The sequence below is a fragment of the Rhizobium sp. P2_G2 genome, assembly GCF_056403555.1.
Genome location: NZ_JBFUFF010000001.1, coordinates 469,507 through 491,642 on the forward strand (window position 1 = coordinate 469,507; position 22,136 = coordinate 491,642).

Here is a 22,136-nt window from a genome sequence, read left to right on the forward strand (position 1 = left end):
ATGGCCTGTGCCAGCTATCCGTACAGGAATAATCGTCGTGTCTCCGGTTCCGCGGCGATGGATATACTCCGCCTATGATTAACTTGTGATCGTGATTGAGCAAGCCCCGCCGGAGAACCAGGATTTCGTTCATTGCAGACGACGCCATTCTCTCTGCCGACGAGCAAGCCGGCCTTGTTGAGTGCGAGGCGCCGTTCAGGGCTTCGAAGGCAATGCATCTGTCCATCGCCTCATTCGTGGCCGATAGCCACACCGTCGGCGCTATCCACTGTGATCGTTGACTTGCTGAGGCATGTCAGGCTCTGGCAGTCGCAAAATTGGTGCTGAGCTCGAACGCTATTCCCGATCCCTCAGCAAAGGATTGCAGCACGGGTCCACTTTCGCTCACGATGTCTTCGACGATGCGCTTGCGCTCCTGATCGCCCATTGCCTTGCCACGGGCGCTCATCCCGACCAGCGCCATCGTGTTCAATCGTAGCAGGGGCGCGCCGTCCTCGAAATTCATGGTGCGTGACATCACCCGCGATCGGACGTCGTGGAAGCCGGCGAACCGGAGCAGCTCCTCAAGTGACGCCGCGTTGCCAAAGCTGTGCCGCAGATCGGCGACCGGACCCAGGCGACGCTCCGCGACCTCGCGCAGTTTGCGAAAGAAGGGGATATCATCGTCAGAGCACCAGGTGCTTACCCCCAACCTCCCGCCATCCGTCAGCGCCCGCCGCATCTGCGCTGCCGCCGCAGTTTTGTCGGGAAAGAACTGCAAGCCCTGCTGGCAGGTGACGACATCGAACTGCTCGCCGTCGTGGAGGGGCAGGGCACTGACATTTCCCTCGCGCCAGTCAATGTCCGGTGCCGCGGCACGGGCGACTGCGAGCATATCCGAACTTACATCGATGCCGACGATATGGTTGGCTCTCCCGAGCCGCTTCCTGGCAAGGCGTGCCACGATTCCTGTTCCGCAGGCGATGTCGAGAATACGATCGCCTGGAGACAGATGAAGTTCATCGAGGGTCAGGTTCGCCCACGGCTGGAAAAGAGGACCTACGAGCCACTGCTCGTACATCTCCGGGAAGCTTGCTTGATTCATTGCATAGCTGGGCAGGGCCATGTTTGCCCCCAATGGATTTCCGCAGGCACATCCTGCTGCCTTCGCACTGCTGCACTATCCCAATGCGAACATACTCTTGTCCTCAAGTGCCAGCAAGATTATCCCCAGCATTTTTACACTATGCAGTTTTGCAAATCTTCGGATCGAGCAGCCGGTTTCGAAATAGATCATCGGGCATTGAATTGATTGGGTTCAACAAGACTGGTGTCGCCGCCTATCAAATAGCCTCAATACCAAGGCCTTTGAGCAGGATCGCCGCCGATGCAGCGCAGTGCCGCATTGCGCGGCATCAGCAGCGAGATCAGCGTCTACTCGATGCCGTAGGCGTGGGCACGTTTAGCGCGCCCATCGATGTAGAGCCGAAGCGCCGTTTGGCGGTCACCGGGTCACGGGAGCGGTGACCGCTTGGATCACGTCGGTCGCCATGTTGAACTCCTTCACGCGGTTGGTGATGCCGTGGCGGCGGGCGATCCAGCTGAAATCGGTATAGGCGACGTGAACCGCGCCATCCTTGGCCTGATAGACGAGAACCCGGACAGGCCAGTCGAGGCCGGCGGTCGGGTTGGCGGTGATGAATGTCGTGCCGAGGGCAGGATTGCCGAACAGAATCAGCCGCGACGGCAGCACTTTGTTGCCGGCGGCATTGCCGAGTGCGGCCTGGTCGATATCGTCGAACAGCCTGATGCCCTTTGCCGTGACGTTGGCCTTGATCTTGCGCACCGTCTCATCGACGGAATAGTGGCTGTCGAGGATGACGACGCCGTCGCTGGTGCCGGCCTGGGCCGGTGCGATCGGCGTCATGGCGATGGTTCCCGTCAGCAGCATGGCTGTGACGCACATTTTGATCAGTCCTTGCATGTCATTGTCTCCTTGGTTGGGGTGGGGCTGCATGGAAGATGTGTCGCAGCTTGCATCGTGACGTATCGGCGGTTAGCGGCTGGCAGCGCCCAGCGAGCGGCCGAGCAGCATCGCGGTGCCGAGTGCGGCGACCAGGACGAAGACACAGGCATTCCAGCCGAGGCGGTCATAGACCTGTCCCAGGACCAGGCTGCCGATGAGGCCTCCGCTATAATAAGAAGCGAGGTAGATGCCACTGGCGCCGGCCCTGTCGCTCATCGCGCGCCGGCCGACAATGCCGGTCGCCATGGCCTGCGCCAGGAAGGTGCCGACTGCCACCAGCGCCAATCCGCCGAGGATGACCGGCAGGCTGGTGCTGATGAGTGCGAGCAGCCCGATCACCGCCATCGCCAGCGTCAGCACGATCCCCGCTGTCGAGCCGATGCGGGCTGCAAGCCTGCCGGCGAAGGGCGTGGTTAGGATGGACGGCAGGAAGACGAGATAGACGAGGCCGAGTGCCATCGGCGCTACGCCGAGCGTGACCAGGCGAAAATTCACATAGGTGTAGGTTCCGATGAACACGAACAGGATCAGGAAGCCGATGGCAAAGACGCGGCGCAGGTCGGGGTCGGCGAGATGCACGCGCCAGATGCTCATGGTCAGGCTACCGCGGTCATTCACCCGCATCATTTTCGTAGCGCTCCTGAGCGTGAACCAGACGAGTGCGGCGCCGAGAAGATTGAGTGCGGCAAACATCAGGAAGTTCACCGACAGGCCGCCGAAACCGGCGACGGCGGCCGACAGGATGCGGCCGAAGAGATTGCTGGCGACGTTGCCGGTGACATAGGCGGCCAGTGCGCCCGTGGCTTGCTTGGCCGAAAAGGTCTCGGACAGGTAGGCGGCCGTCAGGGTAAAGGCGGTCGACATGCAAAGTCCCTGCAACACCCTCAGCATCGCGAAGACGGCGATGTTGTCGGTGAATGCGAGGAGCGTGGTCGGAACGGAGAGGATAGCCAGGCTGATCCAGATGCCGTTGCGCCGATCGAGATTGCTGCCGAAGAAGGCGACGAGCAGGCCGGCGACAGCCATGCCGAATGTGCTGGCATTGACGGCAAAGCCCATTGTGGCGCGGCTGACCCCGAACTTTTGCACCAGCGACGGCAGTACCGCCTGCGCGGCGAACAGATCGACAAGGGTCAGGAAGGCAATCAGCGCGATCAGGCCAAAGCGCCAGCTGTCAGCCACGGCCGTCTTTCCCGTTCGCATGGGCGCATCGAGATTCTGTTCGATATCGGTCATATCCGGTTCTCCGTTGCACGCCGCGTTTCCGGCAGGGTGCCGGAAACGCCAGGCGGGGATCAAAGACTGCTCGAGCTTCGCGGAGCCCGTCACATGGCCGCGTCGTCGGCATGCATTTCCGGGGTCAGGATGTCAGAGGAGTAGAGCACGGCCGGCACCTTGCCGTTGTTCTTCCACCAATGCGAGAGATGGCCGAATTCAGCGGTGACATCGCCCTTCTTGTGCAGGATCGGCACTTTGCAGGTGCTGCGGTATTCGGTGATCGAGCCTGAAATGACCAGGATATTGGCCGGGCGCATCTCATGCGAATGCCAGGGAACGATGCCGCCCGGCTGCACGACCAGCTTGCGCATCCTGAGCATGCTGCCCTTCCAGGCGTCGCCCTTGGGCGAGAGGTCGATGCTCTGGATGATGGTGTCGGTGACGCCCTTCGGCATCATCGGACCGGGCTTCATGCCGTTTTCGGCGACCTGATCGGCCGGGCAATCGCCGGCGAAGGCGGACGTGGCGGGTAGGCTGGCGCCGAATGTCAGCGCGGTGACGGCCAGTGCCGCCAACGAGATGCGATTGGTTGTCAGTGTGAAGTTCATGGACGGGTTCTCCTGGTTGGAGCCCGGCAAGATCGATGCCGGGCATGCGAGGAGAGTGGTCGATGCTCGGCCGAAAGAGAAATGCCGGATAACTTTGGTTTCGATAGCCGAGCGCTATCGCCGAATGCGGGGCAAATGCCAAAAGCCCGGCAGAGAGCCGGGTTGTTATGTCAAGACGATGTCATATGCTCAGTATGGACGGCTTGAAGGTCCGGCCCAGCCGTAGGATTTCACGGCGCTGACGAAGGCTGAGACCGCCGGCGAGAAGCGGCGGCCGGCGACCGTTACCAGGCAGACCTCGCGGGTGACCTCGGGTTCTGCAACCGGCCGGACCTGAAGGCCCGGAATGACGGCGCTGTATTCGGGGATGAAGCAGATGCCAAGGCCGCCGGCAACCAGATTCTGGATCCAATCCTCTCGTTCGCTGGAGTAGGAATCGAGCGTCTTGACGCCCTGCGCATCGCAGAGGTCGGAGAGGTAGTCCCAATATTCGCAATTGACGCGGCGGAGATAAACTTCGCCATCGATGGCGGCGATCGGGATGGCATCATATTCGCCGAGCCGGTGGCCGGCGGGAAAAGCCAGCATGAACCGTTCGCGGAAAAGGCCCGTCACGTCGAAACGTTCCGGAAAGGTCGTTGCCGTCGACATCAGAGCCACGTCGATTTCGCCGGTCTCGAGGAGTTCTGACAGTTTTGGAGGCACGCCTTCGACCAGTTGCAACTGGATGCCCTTGTGGCGCATGTTGAAATCGGTCAGCAATCCGGTGAACCGCCGCGGCCCGATCGTACACATGATGCCGACCTTGAGATGCGCCTCGTTGAGACAGAGAAAGCGCGATGCCTCGGTGCGCACGCCCAGCAATTCATCCTGCACCTGCTGGAAACGTGGCCTGAGCAGGTTGCCGAGATCGGTGACGTGCGTGAGGTTCCGCTCGCGGCGGAAGAGCAGGCCGCCAACCTCATCTTCGAGTTGCTGTATGGCGCGGCTCAAGGCCGGCTGCGTCACATTGCACTTTTCGGCCGCGCGCGTGAAATTGCGCGTTTCACACACGGCCAGAAAATACCGGATATGATGTATATCCACTGCCACCCCTCCCGGGAATGAATTCTATTTTCGATGCCGCCAGTTTCCCCGCCGACGGCATTCTCATCCAATGCCATGGATTTATCAATTCCATACCAGACTGGCATTTCTAAAGTGAAACAGGGTGATCCACAGTGATTGCAGGACGCCGGATGGCGTTGTCGATTGCAGTGGAGAGCGCCCATGCTGAACAGCCTTGATCCCGAACTTGATACTCTTGCCGGCCGCAAGCCTTTGGAAGGCCGCAGCGCCATCGTCACCGGCTCGACCAGCGGCATTGGCCTCGGCATTGCGCATTCGCTTGCCAGAGCCGGTGCCGCCGTGATGCTGAACGGCTTTGGCGACCCCGCCGGGATCGAGACATTGCGTGCCAGCCTGGCAGACGACAACGATGTTGACGTCGCCTATGACGCCGCCGACATGTCGAAGCCCGATGCCATCCACATGATGGTCGAGCGGGCGACGGCGCGGTTCGGCCAGGTCGATATCGTCGTCAACAATGCCGGCATCCAGCATGTCTCGCCGGTCGGCAAATTTCCGCCGGAGAAATGGGATGCGATCCTGGCGATCAATCTGTCCGCGGCCTTCCACCTCGTACAGGCGACATTCGATGGCATGTGCGCCCGGCGCTATGGCCGGATCGTCAACGTTGCCTCGGCCCACGGGCTGATCGCCTCGTCGTTCAAGTCGGCTTATGTGGCGGCGAAACACGGCCTTGTCGGCTTCACCAAGACGATTGCGCTCGAAGGTGCGGAGTTCGGCGTCACCGCCAATGCCATCTGCCCGGGCTATGTCTGGACGCCGCTGGTCGAACAGCAGATCGACGACCAGGCGAAGTCGCACAATATCGCGCGCGACGCGGTGATCCGCGACGTCTTCCTCAAGGACCAGCCGACCAAACGCTTCGCCACCGTCGAAGAGATGGGAGCACTGACCGTGTTTCTTTGCGGTGGTCTCGCCGCGTCGATCACCGGCACGGCAATTCCCGTCGACGGCGGCTGGACCGCCCATTGATCAACCAAGGCAGATGACAGGGAGGTCATCATGAACACCCATGTGAAAGCCGAGCCCAGGATGAAGCCCGAAATTTCGATCAGCAAACGCGAGCCAAGAGCAATCAACCTCGCGCTTCAGGGAGGCGGCGCCCATGGCGCCTTCACCTGGGGCGTGCTGGACCGGCTGCTCGACGAGCCCAACCTGTCCTTCGAAGGCGTGGTAGCGACCAGCGCCGGTGCGATGAACGCAGCCGTCATGGCCTATGGCCTGGCCGAGGGCGGGCGCAGCGGCGCGCAGACGGCACTTGCCAATTTCTGGCGGCGCGTCAGCCATGCCGCCGCCTCCGGACCGCTGCAGCCGACGATCTTCGATCGCTTTACCGGCTCCCGAGCGCTGGAACTGTCGCCGGCTTTCATCATGTTCGACATGGTCACACGGCTGATGTCGCCCTATCAGTTCAACCCGCTCAACTTCAACCCGCTCAGGCAAGTGCTGGAGCAATGCGTCGATCTTGACGCGGTGCGCATGGCGCGCTGTCCGATCAAGCTCAACATCTGCGCCACCAATGTCCGGACCGGCAAGGTCAAGGTCTTCGACAATGACGAATTGTCGATAGACGCCATCATGGCGTCAGCCTGCCTGCCATTGCTGTTCCAGGCGGTCGAGATCGACGGCGAGGCCTATTGGGACGGTGGCTATATGGGCAATCCGGCGATTTTCCCGCTGATCTATGGCTGCGACACGCCGGATGTGCTGGTCGTCCACATCAATCCGATCGAACGTGCCGAAGTGCCGCGGACGGCGGGAGAAATCCTCAACCGCATCAATGAGATCAGCTTCAATTCGTCGCTCTTGCGGGAAATGCGTGCGGTGGCCTTCGTCACCGATCTCATCGACAGTGCCGAGGCGCCGCCCGCGCATCTCAAGCGGATCTTCGTCCACGGCATTTCCGATGACGACACGATGCGGGCGCTCTCCGTCTCGAGCAAGCTCAATGCTGATTGGGGCGCGCTCGTCGATCTGAGAGACCGCGGCCGCGAATGCGCCGATCTCTGGCTCATCGCCAACTACCAGGACATCGGCAAGCGATCGACGGTGGATATTCGCGAGCGGTATCTCTGACGTGGTTTTTGGGGAGGCAATACCAGGCTAGCTACCTTTGCCCTGGAGGCCTGCCGCTTACAGCGCCTTCGACGGCAACACCTGAAGAAGACTGCAGCGATTCATGTGGCGATGGGGTTCATGCGCAACATGCATCAGCGTTTGCGTACAAATTCCGTCCGAAGCACCAGGCCCTTGATCGACTCGTGCCTGCAGTCGATTTCCTCGGGATCGTCGGTCAGGCGGATAGAGCGGATCACCGTGCCCTGCTTGATCGTCTGGTTTGCGCCCTTGACCTTCAGGTCCTTGATCAGCGTGACGGAATCTCCATCCGCCAACACATTGCCGGATGCGTCGCGCGCGACCGGCTTGCCGGCCGCCGCCATCTCCGATGCTGGGCGCCATTTGCCGGTGGCTTCGTCATAGATATAATCATCATCGTCGCCCGGCATGGTCTCTCCAGTCACTGCGTGATGCGTGAACCGGCGGACGCCGGCGATTGTGCTGGTTATCGTAGCCGGGAGCGTTGGGCAACGGGTATCGGATGGGTTCGCCTCTGATCACCCATACTGCGGATTATCAAATCCAAAAGCACACGGCATTTTTGGTCAACGCTGTCACCGGTCATTCTCCTATCGACGCCCGGCGCGAATCCCTGCGCCGGCCCGATCAAGGAAACAGGAATGACAACGCACACGATCAAATCGGATTTTACCAGCACCTATGAGATCAAGACGTCTGGCGACGAGTGCACTTTCACAAAAGACTTTTCGGTCGATACCGATGGCCTCGGCATTTTCATCAGCAACCAGCATGTTGGCAACAGCGTCCTGATCGATGGTCAGGCGCACGGCGATAAGGCCGGCGTCGCCTGCGCAGCCGACGACACCGTGATCACGCTCGGATCGACCGCCAAGGTGACCGGCAATTATGGGATTGGTTTCGTCGGCGACAATATCTCCATCGTCAATGACGGCAGGATCGTTGGGACCCAGCTGGGCGTCGGCAGTGGAGACTGCGACCATGTGACATTCACAAACCGGAACTCGGTCAAGGCCGATGACGCCGTTTTCGTTACCGGCAATTCCAGCGTCATCAATGCTGAAGGGGCGACCCTGATCGGCAATGCGATCGGTGTCGCATTTACCGGCGGCATCGACACGCATGCACGCCTTGTCAATCACGGTACGATCGCCGGGACACAGGATGCCGTCCTCGGCAATCAAGGTGATCTGACAGTGATCAATGATGGCACCATTACCGGCACCATCGTCCTTGGATCGGGAACAGGATCAGGCCGTTTCGACAACCGCGGCGGAGTCATCATCAACGATGACAGCGGTGTACGCGGGGGCATGGGCAACGATACGCTGATCACCGACAGCGCCAAGGTCAAACTCATCGAAGTGGCGGATCAGGGGATTCATGATACCGTCCGGTCGACGGTGAGTTATCGGCTTTCGGCCAATGTCGAGGATCTTTTCCTGCTCGGCAGCAAAAGCATCAATGCCACCGGCACCAATCTGGAAGACGTGCTGCACGGCAATTCGGGGGATAACCTGATCAAGGGGCTCGCCGGACTGGACCAGCTTTATGGTTACAAAGGAAACGATATCCTGATTGGCGGCGGCGACGCCGATATCTTCCATTTCTCCACCGGCGATGGCCATGACACCATCACCGATTTCGAGAATGGGCTGGACAGTGCGAATATTTCCGGCTGGAAGGCTATATCAGACTTCGACGATTTGATGCAGCATCACATCGCATTCAAGAACGGCGATGCCATCATCACCGCAGGCCAGGATTCGCTGACGCTGATGGATGTGGCTAAAGCAGACCTTGACGCCGGCGACTTTGTCTTCGGGGCCTGACACGGTTTGCTCATGCCTTGCCGTTGACCGATTTGCTGCTTCCTCCGGTCGTTCCACTGTGGCTTACCCAAGTTCGGTCCTGCCGGAGCGTGGAGCATCGGAGGCGGACGCGGCAGGCCGACGCATGCGGGAGAGCCGCCCCTTGGCTCTGAAACCACTCGCAACAGGAACTTTTACCTCCGGGCATCCGCACGATCCCCGTACCCGCCAATCGTAGCTGCCCAACTGCAGCCCCCGCCCTCTAGCGGGGGCTTTTTACGCAGAGCAGCCCGGCGACGTTACATAGAAACTGCGTATCGAAACCATGCAGAGACAGCATTTCAGTTGAAGGCCGGGTTTTGGGAAAGTGGTGCCAGTCAAGCCGATGGCGGTTTGACATTACAAACACCAGGAGATTTCCCATGAATGCCACCCGCCTCCTCATCGGCTCTGCCATTGCCGCCGCCACCACCATGGCTGCCGCTAGCGCCTTCGCCGGCCCCGCTCCGAAGCCGGATTTCTCGTTCGAAAAATGCTTCGGCATCGTCAAGGCAGGCCTGAACGACTGCCAGACGGCCAGCCATTCCTGCGCCGGCACCGCGACGGCCGACAATGCCAAGGATTCCTGGATCTACGTGCCGGCCGGCACCTGCTCCAAGATCAATGGCGGCAGCCTCGAACCCAAGGCCTGATCTCTCCCAAGCCCCCAACCGCACACCTGAAGGAGCAACCGATGTCCAAGATATTTCCGAGCAATCCGGTGCCGAACGCCGCGGGCATCGGTCTCCGCTCCCAGCATATTGGCGAGATGCTGTCCCGGCGCCCAACGGCGGGATGGCTCGAAGTCCATGCGGAAAACTACATGGGCGGCTCGGCCGCCGTCGATGCGCTGGAACGGCTGCGGGAGACCTATCCGCTCTCCATTCACGGCGTCGGCCTGTCGCTCGGTAGTGCTACCGGTCTCGACCGGCAGCACCTGGAGCGTATGCGCAAGCTCTGCCTGCGCTTCCAGCCGAGCCTGGTCTCCGAGCACCTCGCCTGGAGCGTTGCCGACGGCGCCTATCTCAACGATCTGCTGCCGTTGCGCTATGACCAGCAGGCGCTGGTCGTGGTCGCGGCCAATGTCAGCCGGCTGCAGGATGTGCTGCAGCGGCGTGTCTTCATCGAAAACCTGTCGGCCTATGTCGCCTTCGAGAATTCGACGATGAGCGAGGCGGAATTCCTGGCTGAGCTCGTGCGCCTCACCGACTGCGGCCTGTTGCTCGACGTCAACAATGTCTATGTCTCGGCCTGCAATCTGGGCTTCGACGCCAAAGCCTTCATCGATCTTCTGCCGGCGCATGCCATCGGCGAAATCCATCTCGCCGGCCATGCGGTCAATGAGGTCGATGGCGACGTCGTGCTGATCGACGACCACGGCTCCCGTGTTCCGCCGGCGGTATGGTCGCTCTATTCCTATGCGCTGCGCCGGATCGGGCCGCGTCCGACGCTCATCGAATGGGATACCGATGTGCCGGAACTCGACGTCCTGCTCGGCGAGGCCATGTGGGCCGATATGCTGGCGCAGTCCATCGCCTTCGAGAGCCGCGCATTGTCGGCGACCCCTGCGGCGCGCGCCGGCCGGTTCGACGGCATGGTGCTGCCGATGACGCCGGAAAACGTCAGGGGGCCGATGCCGGCGCTCGCGGCGCTGGCGACGATCACGCCATCGGTCTTCGCCAATCACGCCAGCACAAGGAGGATAAGCCATGCTCGCTAATCCCGACCTGCAATCGCGCATCTCGCGGGCGATCCTCTACCACGATGTCGATGATCTCGCACCGATGCTGGCAAAGGGCGCGTTCGACCCGCTACGCCGCTTCAACATCTATCGGAACAACACGTTCGCGTCGCTGACGGCGACCCTGCTCGCCGTCTTTCCGGTCGCGGCCCAGCTGATGGGCGAGAGCTATTTCCGCTATGCCGCCAGCATTTTCATCCGCTGCAATCCACCCCAGGAAGCCCGGCTCGTCCGCTACGGCGGCAATTTCGCCGACTTCCTCGCCGGCTTCGAAGACCTGCGTTCCATGCCCTTCATTGCCGAGACAGCGCGGCTGGAATGGATGATCGCCGAGGCACTCGACGCGCCGGTCCTGCCGGCCTGCAGCCTTTCGCAACTCGACGACGGCGAAGACGAAACCGTGCCGGAACTCTTCCTGCAGCCGTCGCTGCGCCTCATCGTCTGCCGCTGGCCGGCTCTGGAGATCTGGTCGGCGCATCAGGCGGGCGGAAATATCGAGGCGCTCGCCAGGCTTCGCCGCCGGCCGGAGCGGATCGCCCTCTGGCGCAGCCGCGATACCGTGCGTTTCCTCCTTCTCGATGCGCCGCATCTCGCCTTCCTGCATGCGCTCAGAACGCGGTCCAATCTGGAGAGCGCCGTTCGCAGCGTGCTCGCCCGTGCCCCCGATTTCGACCTCGCCAGCGGCTTCGCCGGGCTGTTTGCCGACGGCCTCGTCGTGCGGGTTCGCCACACCAAGCCAACAACCAATTGAACAGGACGGAAACCATGACCATGATGAACCCCGTTTCCATGCCCCAGAGAGCTGGTCTCGTCGGACTTTATTCCGCTGCGCTTGCGCGCGTGAATTCCCTGCCGCTGTCGCTTGTGCAGCTCGTTTCCCGCCTCGCGGTTGCGCATGTCTTCTGGCAATCGTCGCAGAGCAAGCTCGCCTCCTGGCCGGTGACGATCCAGCTGTTCACGCTCGAATACAAGCTGCCGCTGATCGACCCCGGCGTCGCCGCCTTGCTGGCAACGACGGCGGAACTCAGCGGCTGCGTGCTGATCTTCTTCGGCCTGTTCTCGCGGCTGGCGGCGCTGATGCTGCTCGGCGTCATCTCGACGATCCAGCTTCTCGTCTATCCGCAGAACTGGCCGGATCACCTGCTGTGGACAGCACCCCTGCTGCTGATCCTCGCACGCGGGGCCGGCGTGGTCTCGCTCGACTATCTCGCAGGCCGCCTGCTGTTGAAGGGGCGCTGAACGATGCGTGCCCTGGTCGAAGACAGACCTCAGGTCGAAAACATTCCCCTGGTGAAAAACAATGGCGGCCTGACTGCGCCGGATTTGAAGGCGCCTCAAGCCGGGGGAGCCCGCCCGAGGGTGGTGATCCTCGGGGCCGGTTTCGGCGGTCTTGCGGCTGCCATGGGCCTGCGCCATGCCGACGTCGAAATCACGGTGATCGACCGCCGCAACTATCACCTTTTCCAGCCGCTGCTCTATCAGGTGGCGACGGCCGGCCTTTCCCCCGCGCAGATCGCCATGCCGATCCGCCGCATCCTGTCGCGCCAGGGAAACGCCACGGTGCTGATGCAGCGCGTCGAAGGCATCGACAAAGAGGCGCGGATCGTCCGGACGACCAGCCGCGACATTCCCTACGACTATCTCGTCGTCGCCACCGGTGCGCGGCACGCCTATTTCGGCAATGACGAATGGGCCGAGATCGCGCCCGGCCTGAAGACCATCGGCGACGCTACCGAAATCCGCGCCAGGATATTGTCGGTTTTCGAACGCGCCGAGGCGGCCGAGGACGAGGCTGACCGGGAACGGTTCCTGACCTTCGTCGTCGTCGGAGGCGGTCCGACCGGAGTCGAGCTCGCAGGCGCGATTGCCGAACTGGCGCGCAAAGTCATAATCCGCGATTTTCGCCGCATCGATTCATCATCGGCGCGCGTCGTACTGGTCGAAGCCGGCAACCGCGTCCTGCCGACCATGCCCGAGGCGCTCTCCGACAGAGCCAAGCGGCAGTTGGAGGCTCTGGGCGTTGAGGTGCGCTTGCAGGAACGGGTGACCGGATGCGATGCCGATGGTGTCAAGCTCGGCGAGGAACAGAAAATCCGATCGTCCTGCGTGCTGTGGGCGGCCGGTGTGATGGCGTCGAAAGCGGCAAAATGGCTTGGCGTGCCGGGTGATCGTGCCGGTCGTGTCCACGTCGACCGGAACCTCAATCCGCCGGACCACGATGATATCTTCGTCATCGGCGACACCGCTGCAGTGCTGCATGCCGATGGGAGGCCTGTCCCGGGCATCGCGCCGGCCGCCAAGCAAATGGGCCAGCATGCGGCGCGCTCCATCCTCGCCCGTTTGGCAGGCCGGACCATCGAGCCTTTTGCCTACCGGCATCTCGGCAATCTGGCGACGATCGGACGCAAGGCCGCCGTTGCCGATTTCGGCCGCATCCGGTTGTCGGGCCTCACCGCCTGGCTGGTCTGGAATATCGCCCATCTCTGGTTTCTCGTCGGTTTCCGCAACCGCGCCGTGGTGTTCATGGACTGGGCCTTGGCCTATCTCCGCTATGACCGTAGCGCCCGCCTGATCACCGATCGCCATGAACGCTAGGTTTTTCCCACGGATCAAAATGGGGCGTGCGGTCACCGCATTGCTGCTCGTTGCCGTCCTGTCCACGGCGGCTCTGGTGCATCTGATCTGGCTGCGCACCGCGACCGAAAACGTCGAAACGGTCGTTGCGAGCCTTGATGCGCAAAGCACCGCTGCCGTGCGCAACGACTTGTCTTCGAACCTCGCGCTTGTGTCCAGCACCGCCGAAATCGTCAGGTCGATCTTCTTCCAAGGTGCGATCAAGCCGGACGATGAAGTGAAGCGGGAATTCCTGTTCCTGTCGCTGTTGCGTGAGCAGCCGGCTATCGCCTGGATCGGCTTCGGCTTTCCGGATGGCCATTTCTTCGGCTCGCATGCGACGGCGGACGGGCAGATCGAAATGGTCGAGATCAATGCCGGCCTGCCGGGCAAGCCGCGCGCCCTGCGCCGCGATCTCTATAAGCCGATCCCCGGCGACATCTTCTTCGAAAGCCGGGTCAAGTCGGAAAGCGCCTATGTGGCTGAGGGGTCGCCCTGGTACCGTCTCGGCAAGGCAAGCGTCGAGCCCGCCTGGAGTGTCGTCAACATTCTGCCCAACGGCTTCGAACCGGCGATCATCGTCTCCAAGAAAGTCGAAGCGTTCGGCCATTTCGAAGGCGTGGTGATGGTTGCCGTCAGCCTCAATCGCCTGTCGGCCGCGCTTGCGGCCCTCAATATTCCGAAAGGCAGCAAGGTCTTTGTGCTCGCCAAAGGCAATATGGTACTGGCGACATCAGACCCGTCCGATGGCGTCGTGGCCGCACATCTCGCGGATTTCCCGCCATCGGATGCGCTTGCTGCCGCCGTCGCTTCGACCGAGACCGGCGACAAGGCAGACAGCGTCCGCACCCTGGTCGACAGCAAGGTTCTCGGGCCGGTCTTCGTCTCGTCGAGCAAGCTGCCGTTCGAGGACTGGCGGCTGGTCACGGCCGTACCGCGGGCGACCTTCGCAGGCGACATCGATGCGAATACCAAGCGCGTGATCTTCATCATTGCCGGTCTGGCCGGACTTGCCGCGATCACCGCGATCGTGTTCGCCCGGATCATGTTTGCCCGGCCGCTGTCTCGTCTGGCCCAGCAATTGCACTTAATCGAGAGGTTCGAGCTCGACGCCGTCGAGCACCACCCCGTGCTGCTCACCGAACTTGACGATTTCTCGTCCGCGCTGAAGCGGATGTCGACAGGCCTATCCGCCTTTGCCCGCTTCATGCCGGTGGAGGTTGTTCGCCCTCTCATCGATGGCGGCATCGCGGCCAAGCCGGGCGGCGAATTGAGGGAAGTGACGGTGCTGTTTGCCGATCTGCCGGGCTTTACCGAACTCACCGAAGAGCTCGGGGCAGGTGTCGAGCCAAGCCTGACGCGCTTCCTGACCCTCTCCATCGCCGCCGTCCATGCGGAGGGCGGAACGGTAGACAAGTTCATCGGCGACGCCGTGATGGCGATCTGGAATGCGCCCAATGACGAGCCCGACCATGCACTGCGCGCCTGCCGCGCCGCGGCGGCCATCCGTGACGCCATGCATGCCATGTCGCCGATTGCGCCAAAGCATGACGCGGTTCGGGTGCGCATCGGCATCAATACCGGCGTGGCGCTCGTCGGCAATATCGGCTCGGCGGAACGGCTAAGCTACACGGCGATCGGCGACCCCGTCAATCTCGCAAGCCGCCTTGTCGGCATCGCCAAGGAGCAGGGCGTAGAGATCGTGCTGAGTGATGAGACGCTTGTGAAAACCCGCGGCCATCTGGCCACACGGGCGCTGGGCGGTGTCTCCGTCCGAGGCAAGACGGCACCGGTCGACGTGCACACGATCGATCGGGTGAGGTGAGGGACGGGATATGGCTGTCGGCTGGCTCCTGCTTGCAACACTGATCTGGCTGCAGAGCAAGCATTTCGTCGCTGACTATATGCTGCAGCCGGGGTGGATGATCGGCGGCAAGGGCGATCTAGCAAGACCGGGCGGATATGTTCATGCCGGCATTCACGCCATCGCCACCATGCCGATCCTATGGATCTCGACGCCGAATTTGATCTGGGTCGTGGTTGTCGGTGGCGGCGAGTTTGTCATCCATTTCGTCATCGACCATTCCAAGGCCGTTCATGGCCGACTGCATCCGCAATCGATGAACAGCCGTCTGTTCTGGATGTTGCATGGGCTCGACCAACTGGCCCACCATCTGACCTACTCTGCAATTCTGGCCACGATCATCTACAGTCATGGTGTCAACTGAAGCGTGCCGCATGCTTGCGGATTCAAGCGACTTGCTTTGTCTCTTTGTTTGGCACATGTCGTTGTCCCGAAACCTGGGACACTTTCGGGCAGTATGATCCAGGCCCTGATACGAGGCCTCGAGCACAAGCCGGTGTTTCGTGAGAAAATATTTGAAGGCTGCTGTAACTTTCGCAGCCCGACCTTCGTAAATGCCTATGAGAGCCGCCGCCGCCAAGAGCAGCGCGCTGGGTGGAAGCAGGAAGACATGGTCGCAATTGATCCAAGCGAAGTTCATATACCCGAACCACCGAGAAAAATCCTTGTCCGTCGGCATTCCGTCGTCACGCGCCTGTGCCATTGGCTGAACGTGCTTTGCCTGACCATGCTGTTGATGAGCGGGCTGCAGATTTTCAACGCCTATCCGGCGCTGCATTGGGGACAGTATGGCGCCGACAACGATCCTTCCTTTGTCGAGATCGGTTCGGACGGCGATGGCGATGCGATGCGTGGCTATCTGCGCATCGGCAGTCTGACGATCACGACGACCGGCCTGCTCGGTGCGTCCCGGCAGGACGGGGAGATGACGGCGCGGGCCTTTCCGGCCTGGATCACGATCCCCGGTTACCAGGACTTGGCGACCGGCAGGCGCTGGCATTTCTTCTTCGCCTGGCTGTTTGTCATCAATGGCCTGATTTATCTGGCGACAAGCCTTGTCTCCGGTCATCTCCGCCGAGACCTAGCGCCGAAGTTGAGCGAAATCGCCCCTCGGCACATCTGGCAGGAGATCATCCAGCATGCGCGACTGCGTTTTCCCAAAGGCGACGAGGCCCGGCATTACAATGCCCTGCAAAAGCTCGCCTATGTCGCCGTCATCGTCGTGCTGTTGCCGCTGATGCTGGCAACCGGCCTCACCATGTCGCCGGGGATCGATGCCGGCTTCCCCTGGCTGCTAGATATCTTCGGCGGCCGTCCGTCGGCGCGGGCGATCCATTTCTTCTGTGCCTGGAGCATCGTGCTGTTCGTCATCGTCCATGTGGCGATGGTGATCCTGTCGGGTTTCTGGAACAACATGCGCTCGATGGTGACCGGGCGCTACGCGATCGAGACGAAGGAGCCGTCCGAATGAGTTCTCTCCTGTTCAGCCGTCGCCGTATCCTGGTCGGCTCCGCGCTCGGGCTTGGTGCCATCGGCCTTTCCGGCTGCGATGCGGTGGTGGAAAACCAGAGCGTCAACGACGTTCTCGCCATGGCCGAGAAACTGACCATGGGGTCGCAGCGGCTGCTCGTGCCGCGCGACAAGCTGGCGCGGGAATTTTCGGAGGCTGATATTTCGCCGACCTTCCGCTCGAACGGCACCAGCCAGCCCGACAGCGACGCCTATACGCAGATGATGGAAACCGGCTTTGTCGACTGGCGCCTGAAGATCGACGGCCTGGTCGAGCGGCCGATGGCGTTTTCGCTGGCCGATCTGAAGAAGCTGCCGTCGCGGACGCAGATTACCCGTCACGACTGTGTCGAGGGCTGGAGCGCGATCGGCAAGTGGACCGGGGTTCCGCTCGGCCTGCTGCTCAAGACGGCGGGCGTCAAGCCGAATGCCCGTTATGCCGTGTTCTACTGCGCCGACGACCTCGAACAGTCGCTGGATGGCTCGGGCCGCTATTACGAGAGCGTCGACCTGATCGATGCTTTCCACCCCCAGACCATCCTCGCCTACGGCATGAACGGCAAGGATCTGGAAGTGGCGCATGGGGCGCCGCTGCGCCTGCGGGTCGAGCGTCACCTGGGCTACAAGCAGGCCAAATACCTTATGCGTATCGAATTGCGCGACCGGTTCAATGACCTGGGCAGCGGCAAGGGTGGCTTCTGGGAGGACCGCGGCTACGAATGGTATGCCGGTATCTGAGGCCCTGCCCAATGCGCTGAGGCGCGGGCGCTAAACCGCATCAATATTGGAATTCACACGGGTCCGGGAGAGGCTCTCCCGGCCGATGGATAGACTTTACCCAAAGGGCAATGACGCCCGAAACCAAAAGGAGACTACCATGCTGAAACTGACCATCGCTGCCGTCATCGTTGCGGGCGCCTTCATCTCGCCGGCCATGGCCGCCAACACGATGATGATGTCGAAGGCGAAATGCACCAATGCGTCGATGATGAAGATGGACAAGAAGATCGACGGCATGAAGGACATGGCGATGAAGGACAAGGCCATGAAGGAAATGACGATGGCCAAGGACTCGATGAAGATGAAGAAGATGTCCGACTGCAAGATGCACATGGACAATGCCATGAAGAGCATGATGTAAATCGGTAGTCCGGAAAGGTGATCAGGGCCCGGAAACGGGCCCTGATGTTTTGAGTGTTACCGGAGCGCGCCGCTCAGTTGCTCGCTGCGGCGATGATCGATCCGCCATTTTCGCCCTGGACCAGGATGGCTGTGTGCAGCTTGCCCGCCGCGGCGGAAAAATCGAAGGTCTCAGTTTTGCCGTGCCATTTGCCGAGACGTGTCAGGGCGTGGACGACATGGGTGTGCGCCAGCGTCACGCCGGTGTTTTCGCCGCGGTCGACCGGCACTTTCACGACATTCGGGTCATAGCGCACCAGCCAGACATCGGCCGTGCCGCCGGCAATATCCGAACTGCCGATGTCCGCATGCGTGCCGCGCAATGAAATCGAGGGACCGGCAAGCGGATCGGCATTGGTGACCAGTTGCTGCATCTCCCCGAGGTCGTTGCCGACCGCACTGACTGTGCCGTTGACCACCATCTGCGGGGTGAACGGCCCCTCCTGGCCGAGCGCCGGTTCATAACGCGCCTGCCGGTCGGTGAATTCCTCTTTGCCGAACGTATCCTTCCAGCCGAGATAGTCCCAGTAGGTGACGGCGAAACTCAGAGCCAGCACGTCTTTCTGCTTGCTGAGCTTGATCAGATTTGCGTTGGCCGGCGGACAGGAGGAGCATCCTTGGCTGGTGAAAAGTTCGACGACGACAGGCGCATGATCCGCCGCCTTTGCGGGCATCGTGAGTCCGGCGAGGAGTAAAGCGGCCGTCGCAACGGCATTGGCTGATCGTTTCATCGCAGCGTTCCCTTCGGTTGAGACATGACATCTTCGGACCGGGGGCTGGGTTCGTTACAGGCTCACGCGATGGTGATTGCCGGTGCGGCGAAGATTTCAATCCGCCTCATAGTGCCGGGCAATGTGAAGAAGGTGCAATTCATCGCGCCTGAGCGTGATGATCTCGATCGCGCCGTCGACGCAGCAGATATGCGCTATGCAATGGACAGCAATTTTGGCCACGCATCCAATGAGAAGGTCGTTTTGAGTGCCAAGCAAATGCTGCCGGTCACGTGTTTATCCCGTCAAAATAACTCTGCAGGAAAAACCTCGTATGAAGCGTTAATATTATCATTGTCTAATGCGCCTGGCCTGTATGTACTTGGTAAGGTGCGATGAAGCCCGGTAATTTTGCGCTTGGTGCCATGGTGATCGTTTTCATGGGCGTCGCTATGGCGGCGGCGGTCCATATGGAAGCGGCGCGCGAATACCAGAATGCGCGTCTGCACTATGTCGAAGCGCAACATGCCGATACCGCTTCAGCCTCCGATGGCGTCAACAAGTCGCTACGGCAGATCTACGAAAACCTCCGGACGATAAGCAGGCTGCCAAGCGTCCGCAAGCTCGACCGCCACGGCACCAATCTGGATGCGGACAGCCGGAACGCAATCCAGCAGATCTATAACAACCTGGCGAATTCGGTTGCCGTTTCGGAAGTCTATATCGTGCCGGTCAGCCTCAATCCGGAGCGCATCGATTGGGCGACCGGCAAGCTTGAAGAGCCGATTTTGATGTTCGATCAGTTGATCGTCGATGCGGGCCGCAATGCTGGCGCCGCCGATCCGTTCGGCGAAGACAGCCAAAAAGCCGAGGATAGCATCCCGGAAATCGAGATTTACGAGTACCGGCAGCTGAGGCAGCAATTGTCGTGGCTCAAGCAGAACTATGCCGATATCGGCAAGGTCACCGGCCTGAAGCTGCCGATGATCAGTGGCGAGCCGGTCATGACCTGCGACAACACGGTCTTTTCCAAGACAAGAAACGAATATGACCGGACTGGCGTCATGTTTTCGGTTCCGTTTTTTGATCCGGACGGCAAGCTGAAAGGTTCGATCACAGGCATCATCAGACTTGGCGCGCTACAGGCCCTGTTGCCACCCGAACGCTATGCGTTGGTGAACCGCCAGAATGGCGTTATCCTGGCGGCGACAGAGGGTCAGGTGAATGTCTCGATGCCTGCGGTCTCCGCCGCCAAACCGGACGCGTCGCTCATCTATTCCGAAGTTCTGCCGTTGGAGTCATACGATCCCCGATCAAGCTGGTCCTTCTGGGCCGGCAGCAGCGATGCGGATTTCCGCAATGGCGCGGAAGCACGTGCTGTCAACTTCTTCGAGTGGGCCGGCTATGGTGCGGTCGCCGTGATCTGCCTTGCCGCGATAGCGGGCTGGGTGCTGGTGCTGCGCAACATGGCATTGCAGCGTGGAATCAATCAGACATTGGAAAAACGGGTCGGAGAACGCACCGCCGAAATCCAGCATATGGCGCTGCATGACGCACTGACGCAATTGCCCAACCGGGCGCTGTTGCGCGCGCGATTGCGGGACGAATTATCGCGTGTCCGCGATGGTCGGGCGCCGGCGGTGCTGTGGCTCGATCTCGACCACTTCAAATCGGTCAATGACAGCCTTGGCCATCCGGTCGGCGATGCATTGCTGAAAGGCGTCGCAAAGCGCCTGCTGGAGTGCGCCGGCGCTAACGACACGGTGGCGCGCGTGGGTGGCGACGAATTCGTGATCCTGCAATGTGGGGTGACGGACCCGGAACAGAGTGCGGCGCTTGCCACCCGCGTCATTGAAATGCTTGGAAGTCCGTTCCAGTTGGACGATCATCAGGTCGTCATTGGGACAAGCGTCGGGATTTCGCTCGCTGGATCGAAAGACGAGGACCTCGAGGCCCTGCTCGGAAATGCCGATATCGCCCTCTATCGGGCCAAACTCGATGGACGAGGCACGTATCGCTTCTTCAAGCCCGGCATGGAAGCGCAGATGCAGGAGCGGCGGCACATGGAAATGGATCTCCGCGTCGCGCTGGCGGCGGATCAGTTCGCCCTCCACTACCAGCCACTCGTCAACGCTGACACGCAGGAGATCATCGGTTTCGAGGCGCTTCTGCGCTGGCAGCATCCCGAACGTGGCATGGTGCCTCCCGCCGCCTTCATACCGATTGCAGAGGAAATCGGCGTGATCGGGGTGATCGGCGAATGGGTGTTGAAGCACGCTTGCAGGGAAGCGGCTGCCTGGCCCGGCAATCTGAAACTGGCGGTCAATCTCTCGCCGGTTCAATTCAAATCACCCGGCCTTGGCCTCACGATCGTCGGGGCGCTTGCCGATTCAGGTCTTGCAGCGCATCGCCTGGAACTCGAAATCACGGAATCGGTTCTGCTGGCAGCTTCCGAGCCGGTGCTGACCCTGCTCCACGAGATAAGGGAAATGGGCGTCAGGATCGCCATGGATGATTTTGGCACCGGATATTCGTCGCTCTCCTATCTGCGCTCATTCCCGTTTGACAAGATAAAGATCGACCGGTCGTTTGTCGGAGAGATCGAAACGTCGGACAGCAATCTCGCCTTGATAAAAGCGATTGTCGCGATGGGAGCAAGCCTCGGCATGTCCACGACTGCCGAAGGCGTTGAAACAGCCAGCCAATTGGAAAAGGTCCGCGAACAGGGTTGTACAGAACTGCAGGGATACTATTTCAGCCGGCCCGTCCCATCATCGGAAGTGTTGGCCTTGCTCGAGAAACACCCGGCGTGTGCGGCTTAGATTCATGGGATTATGTTCGACGGTCTGAACAGGTCGGACGGCCCCAAGACAAGGTCGTATCCGGCTCCACCGCCGTCGCAAGTCTTTGACCGTTTGCACCGCGCCGGTGAAGCGAGCCAATACCTTAAACGGTCCTGGCCTCACGCATCGGCCTATTGTCCGAAGGCGCTCGAGTGCGACGGCCAATCTCGCGCCTGAAGGCACAAAAAACGAAGCCGGCCGAAAGACCCCCTTGACCTTGCCACGGTTGGAAGCCTTACAACTCGACCGAATGACAGGATTTCCATGCCTGGACGCCGCTTGATTTGCGTCAAGGAGCGGCGTCGTCTGGGCGGTATCTTCGCGGGTAGAAGGAAAAGCGCGTGTTGCATGGGCAGCGAAAAGACTGGACGCTGATACGTCGCATGCTCGCGGCGCTGGTCTTCCTCGCCCTGACAAGTGCGGGTGCCGCTTACGGCGAGTCGCCATTTCCCTGCCACGAAGCGCCGCCACACACAATCGAGGCGATGGCGCACGGCCATGGGGATTATGCCGGCGGTGAGCACGACCACTCGGGAAAAACACCCTGCTGCGATGTCGGCTGCGCCGTTTGCCTGGCGATCATGCCCGGCCAGGTCGTGTCCCGCGCCTTCTCCGGCATCTCTCCCCTGACTGCGACCGTTTCGGACGTGCTGGTCGGCACGCCGCTGCCTCCGATCCTCGGCCCACCGAAAGTGCATCTCGAAAGCTGATGAACCCTCCGCCCGCTGCGGGGAAACCAGTTCGCCACGACACTGGCCGCGGGGCGCTTCG

23 protein-coding genes are annotated in these 22,136 nt (G+C 61.1%); 16 read left to right on the top strand and 7 right to left on the bottom strand.

From position 1 onward, the window contains the following. Nucleotides 1–295: 295 nt before the first annotated feature. The 5 genes from AC1D06_RS02135 to AC1D06_RS02155 all read right to left on the bottom strand — a co-directional run bounded on the left by AC1D06_RS02135 (nt 296) and on the right by AC1D06_RS02155 (nt 4,917). Complete coding sequence (locus tag AC1D06_RS02135; protein WP_477984618.1) at nt 296–1,105, bottom strand: class I SAM-dependent methyltransferase; 810 nt, start codon at nt 1,103–1,105, stop codon at nt 296–298. Between the two features lie 378 nt (nt 1,106–1,483). Beyond that, the gene (locus AC1D06_RS02140; RefSeq protein ID WP_477878863.1) at nt 1,484–1,963 is read right to left on the bottom strand and encodes a DUF302 domain-containing protein; all 480 of its coding nucleotides are present in this window, start codon (nt 1,961–1,963) and stop codon (nt 1,484–1,486) included. Nucleotides 1,964–2,035: 72 nt separating this feature from the next. Beyond that, nucleotides 2,036–3,241 (bottom strand): MFS transporter, encoded by a 1,206-nt coding sequence (locus AC1D06_RS02145; RefSeq protein ID WP_477878862.1) that lies wholly within the window; start codon nt 3,239–3,241, stop codon nt 2,036–2,038. A gap of 89 nt (nt 3,242–3,330) precedes the next feature. After that, nucleotides 3,331–3,831, bottom strand: a complete 501-nt coding sequence (locus AC1D06_RS02150; protein ID WP_477878861.1) for a cupin domain-containing protein — start codon at nt 3,829–3,831, stop codon at nt 3,331–3,333. A gap of 189 nt (nt 3,832–4,020) precedes the next feature. Continuing rightward, nucleotides 4,021–4,917 (bottom strand): LysR family transcriptional regulator, encoded by an 897-nt coding sequence (locus AC1D06_RS02155; protein WP_477878860.1) that lies wholly within the window; start codon nt 4,915–4,917, stop codon nt 4,021–4,023. Between the two features lie 183 nt (nt 4,918–5,100). Between AC1D06_RS02155 and AC1D06_RS02160 the strand changes: the two genes are divergently transcribed. Continuing rightward, nucleotides 5,101–5,931, top strand: coding sequence for a 3-hydroxybutyrate dehydrogenase (locus tag AC1D06_RS02160; RefSeq protein WP_477984620.1), 831 nt, complete (start codon nt 5,101–5,103; stop codon nt 5,929–5,931). 30 nt (nt 5,932–5,961) lie between these two features. Further along, complete coding sequence (locus AC1D06_RS02165; RefSeq protein ID WP_477984622.1) at nt 5,962–7,035, top strand: patatin-like phospholipase family protein; 1,074 nt, start codon at nt 5,962–5,964, stop codon at nt 7,033–7,035. 134 nt (nt 7,036–7,169) lie between these two features. Here the strand turns inward: AC1D06_RS02165 and AC1D06_RS02170 are convergent, their stop codons facing one another. Beyond that, the gene (locus AC1D06_RS02170) at nt 7,170–7,466 is read right to left on the bottom strand and encodes an alkylphosphonate utilization protein (protein ID WP_477984624.1); all 297 of its coding nucleotides are present in this window, start codon (nt 7,464–7,466) and stop codon (nt 7,170–7,172) included. A 231-nt stretch (nt 7,467–7,697) separates the two neighbouring features. Between AC1D06_RS02170 and AC1D06_RS02175 the strand changes: the two genes are divergently transcribed. The 11 genes from AC1D06_RS02175 to AC1D06_RS02225 all read left to right on the top strand — a co-directional run bounded on the left by AC1D06_RS02175 (nt 7,698) and on the right by AC1D06_RS02225 (nt 17,774). Further along, nucleotides 7,698–8,888, top strand: a complete 1,191-nt coding sequence (locus AC1D06_RS02175; protein ID WP_477984626.1) for a calcium-binding protein — start codon at nt 7,698–7,700, stop codon at nt 8,886–8,888. A 401-nt stretch (nt 8,889–9,289) separates the two neighbouring features. Next, nucleotides 9,290–9,559, top strand: a complete 270-nt coding sequence (locus AC1D06_RS02180) for a BufA1 family periplasmic bufferin-type metallophore (RefSeq protein WP_477984629.1) — start codon at nt 9,290–9,292, stop codon at nt 9,557–9,559. Nucleotides 9,560–9,600: 41 nt separating this feature from the next. Beyond that, nucleotides 9,601–10,626, top strand: a complete 1,026-nt coding sequence (gene bufB / locus AC1D06_RS02185; RefSeq protein ID WP_477984631.1) for an MNIO family bufferin maturase — start codon at nt 9,601–9,603, stop codon at nt 10,624–10,626. After that, complete coding sequence (locus tag AC1D06_RS02190) at nt 10,616–11,398, top strand: HvfC/BufC family peptide modification chaperone (protein WP_477984633.1); 783 nt, start codon at nt 10,616–10,618, stop codon at nt 11,396–11,398. The genes bufB and AC1D06_RS02190 overlap by 11 nt, the downstream gene beginning before the upstream one ends. Before the next feature lie 14 nt (nt 11,399–11,412). Then, nucleotides 11,413–11,886 carry a DoxX family protein gene (locus tag AC1D06_RS02195; RefSeq protein WP_477984635.1) on the top strand — a complete coding sequence of 158 codons (474 nt, stop codon included), beginning with the start codon at nt 11,413–11,415 and terminating at the stop codon, nt 11,884–11,886. Between the two features lie 3 nt (nt 11,887–11,889). Next, on the top strand, nt 11,890–13,242 hold the full coding sequence (locus tag AC1D06_RS02200; protein ID WP_477984637.1) for an NAD(P)/FAD-dependent oxidoreductase: 1,353 nt from the start codon (nt 11,890–11,892) through the stop codon (nt 13,240–13,242). Further along, nucleotides 13,232–15,085, top strand: coding sequence for an adenylate/guanylate cyclase domain-containing protein (locus AC1D06_RS02205; RefSeq protein WP_477984639.1), 1,854 nt, complete (start codon nt 13,232–13,234; stop codon nt 15,083–15,085). The genes AC1D06_RS02200 and AC1D06_RS02205 overlap by 11 nt, the downstream gene beginning before the upstream one ends. Nucleotides 15,086–15,095: 10 nt before the next feature. Then, nucleotides 15,096–15,488: a DUF3307 domain-containing protein gene (locus AC1D06_RS02210; RefSeq protein WP_477984641.1), complete on the top strand. Its 393-nt coding sequence runs from the start codon at nt 15,096–15,098 to the stop codon at nt 15,486–15,488. 246 nt (nt 15,489–15,734) lie between these two features. Further along, a complete protein-coding gene (locus AC1D06_RS02215) occupies nt 15,735–16,595 on the top strand; it encodes a cytochrome b/b6 domain-containing protein (protein ID WP_477878848.1) in 861 nt (286 codons plus the stop codon). Next, a complete protein-coding gene (locus AC1D06_RS02220; RefSeq protein ID WP_477878847.1) occupies nt 16,592–17,371 on the top strand; it encodes a molybdopterin-binding protein in 780 nt (259 codons plus the stop codon). The genes AC1D06_RS02215 and AC1D06_RS02220 overlap by 4 nt, the downstream gene beginning before the upstream one ends. A gap of 139 nt (nt 17,372–17,510) precedes the next feature. Further along, a complete protein-coding gene (locus AC1D06_RS02225) occupies nt 17,511–17,774 on the top strand; it encodes a hypothetical protein (protein ID WP_477878846.1) in 264 nt (87 codons plus the stop codon). Nucleotides 17,775–17,847: 73 nt separating this feature from the next. Here the strand turns inward: AC1D06_RS02225 and AC1D06_RS02230 are convergent, their stop codons facing one another. Next, entirely contained in the window at nt 17,848–18,543 is a 696-nt protein-coding gene (locus AC1D06_RS02230) for a DUF1223 domain-containing protein (protein ID WP_477984643.1), read from the bottom strand. 24 nt (nt 18,544–18,567) lie between these two features. On the opposite strand from AC1D06_RS02230, the gene AC1D06_RS02235 reads away from it, so the two are divergent. The 3 genes from AC1D06_RS02235 (at nt 18,568) to AC1D06_RS02245 (ending at nt 22,075) form a co-directional block, all read left to right on the top strand. Continuing rightward, nucleotides 18,568–18,921, top strand: coding sequence for a hypothetical protein (locus AC1D06_RS02235; RefSeq protein ID WP_477984645.1), 354 nt, complete (start codon nt 18,568–18,570; stop codon nt 18,919–18,921). Continuing rightward, a complete protein-coding gene (locus tag AC1D06_RS02240; protein WP_477984647.1) occupies nt 18,918–21,344 on the top strand; it encodes a putative bifunctional diguanylate cyclase/phosphodiesterase in 2,427 nt (808 codons plus the stop codon). Before AC1D06_RS02235 ends, AC1D06_RS02240 begins: the two co-directional genes overlap by 4 nt. 362 nt (nt 21,345–21,706) lie before the next feature. Beyond that, the gene (locus AC1D06_RS02245) at nt 21,707–22,075 is read left to right on the top strand and encodes a hypothetical protein (protein ID WP_477984649.1); all 369 of its coding nucleotides are present in this window, start codon (nt 21,707–21,709) and stop codon (nt 22,073–22,075) included. Nucleotides 22,076–22,136: the final 61 nt, after the last annotated feature.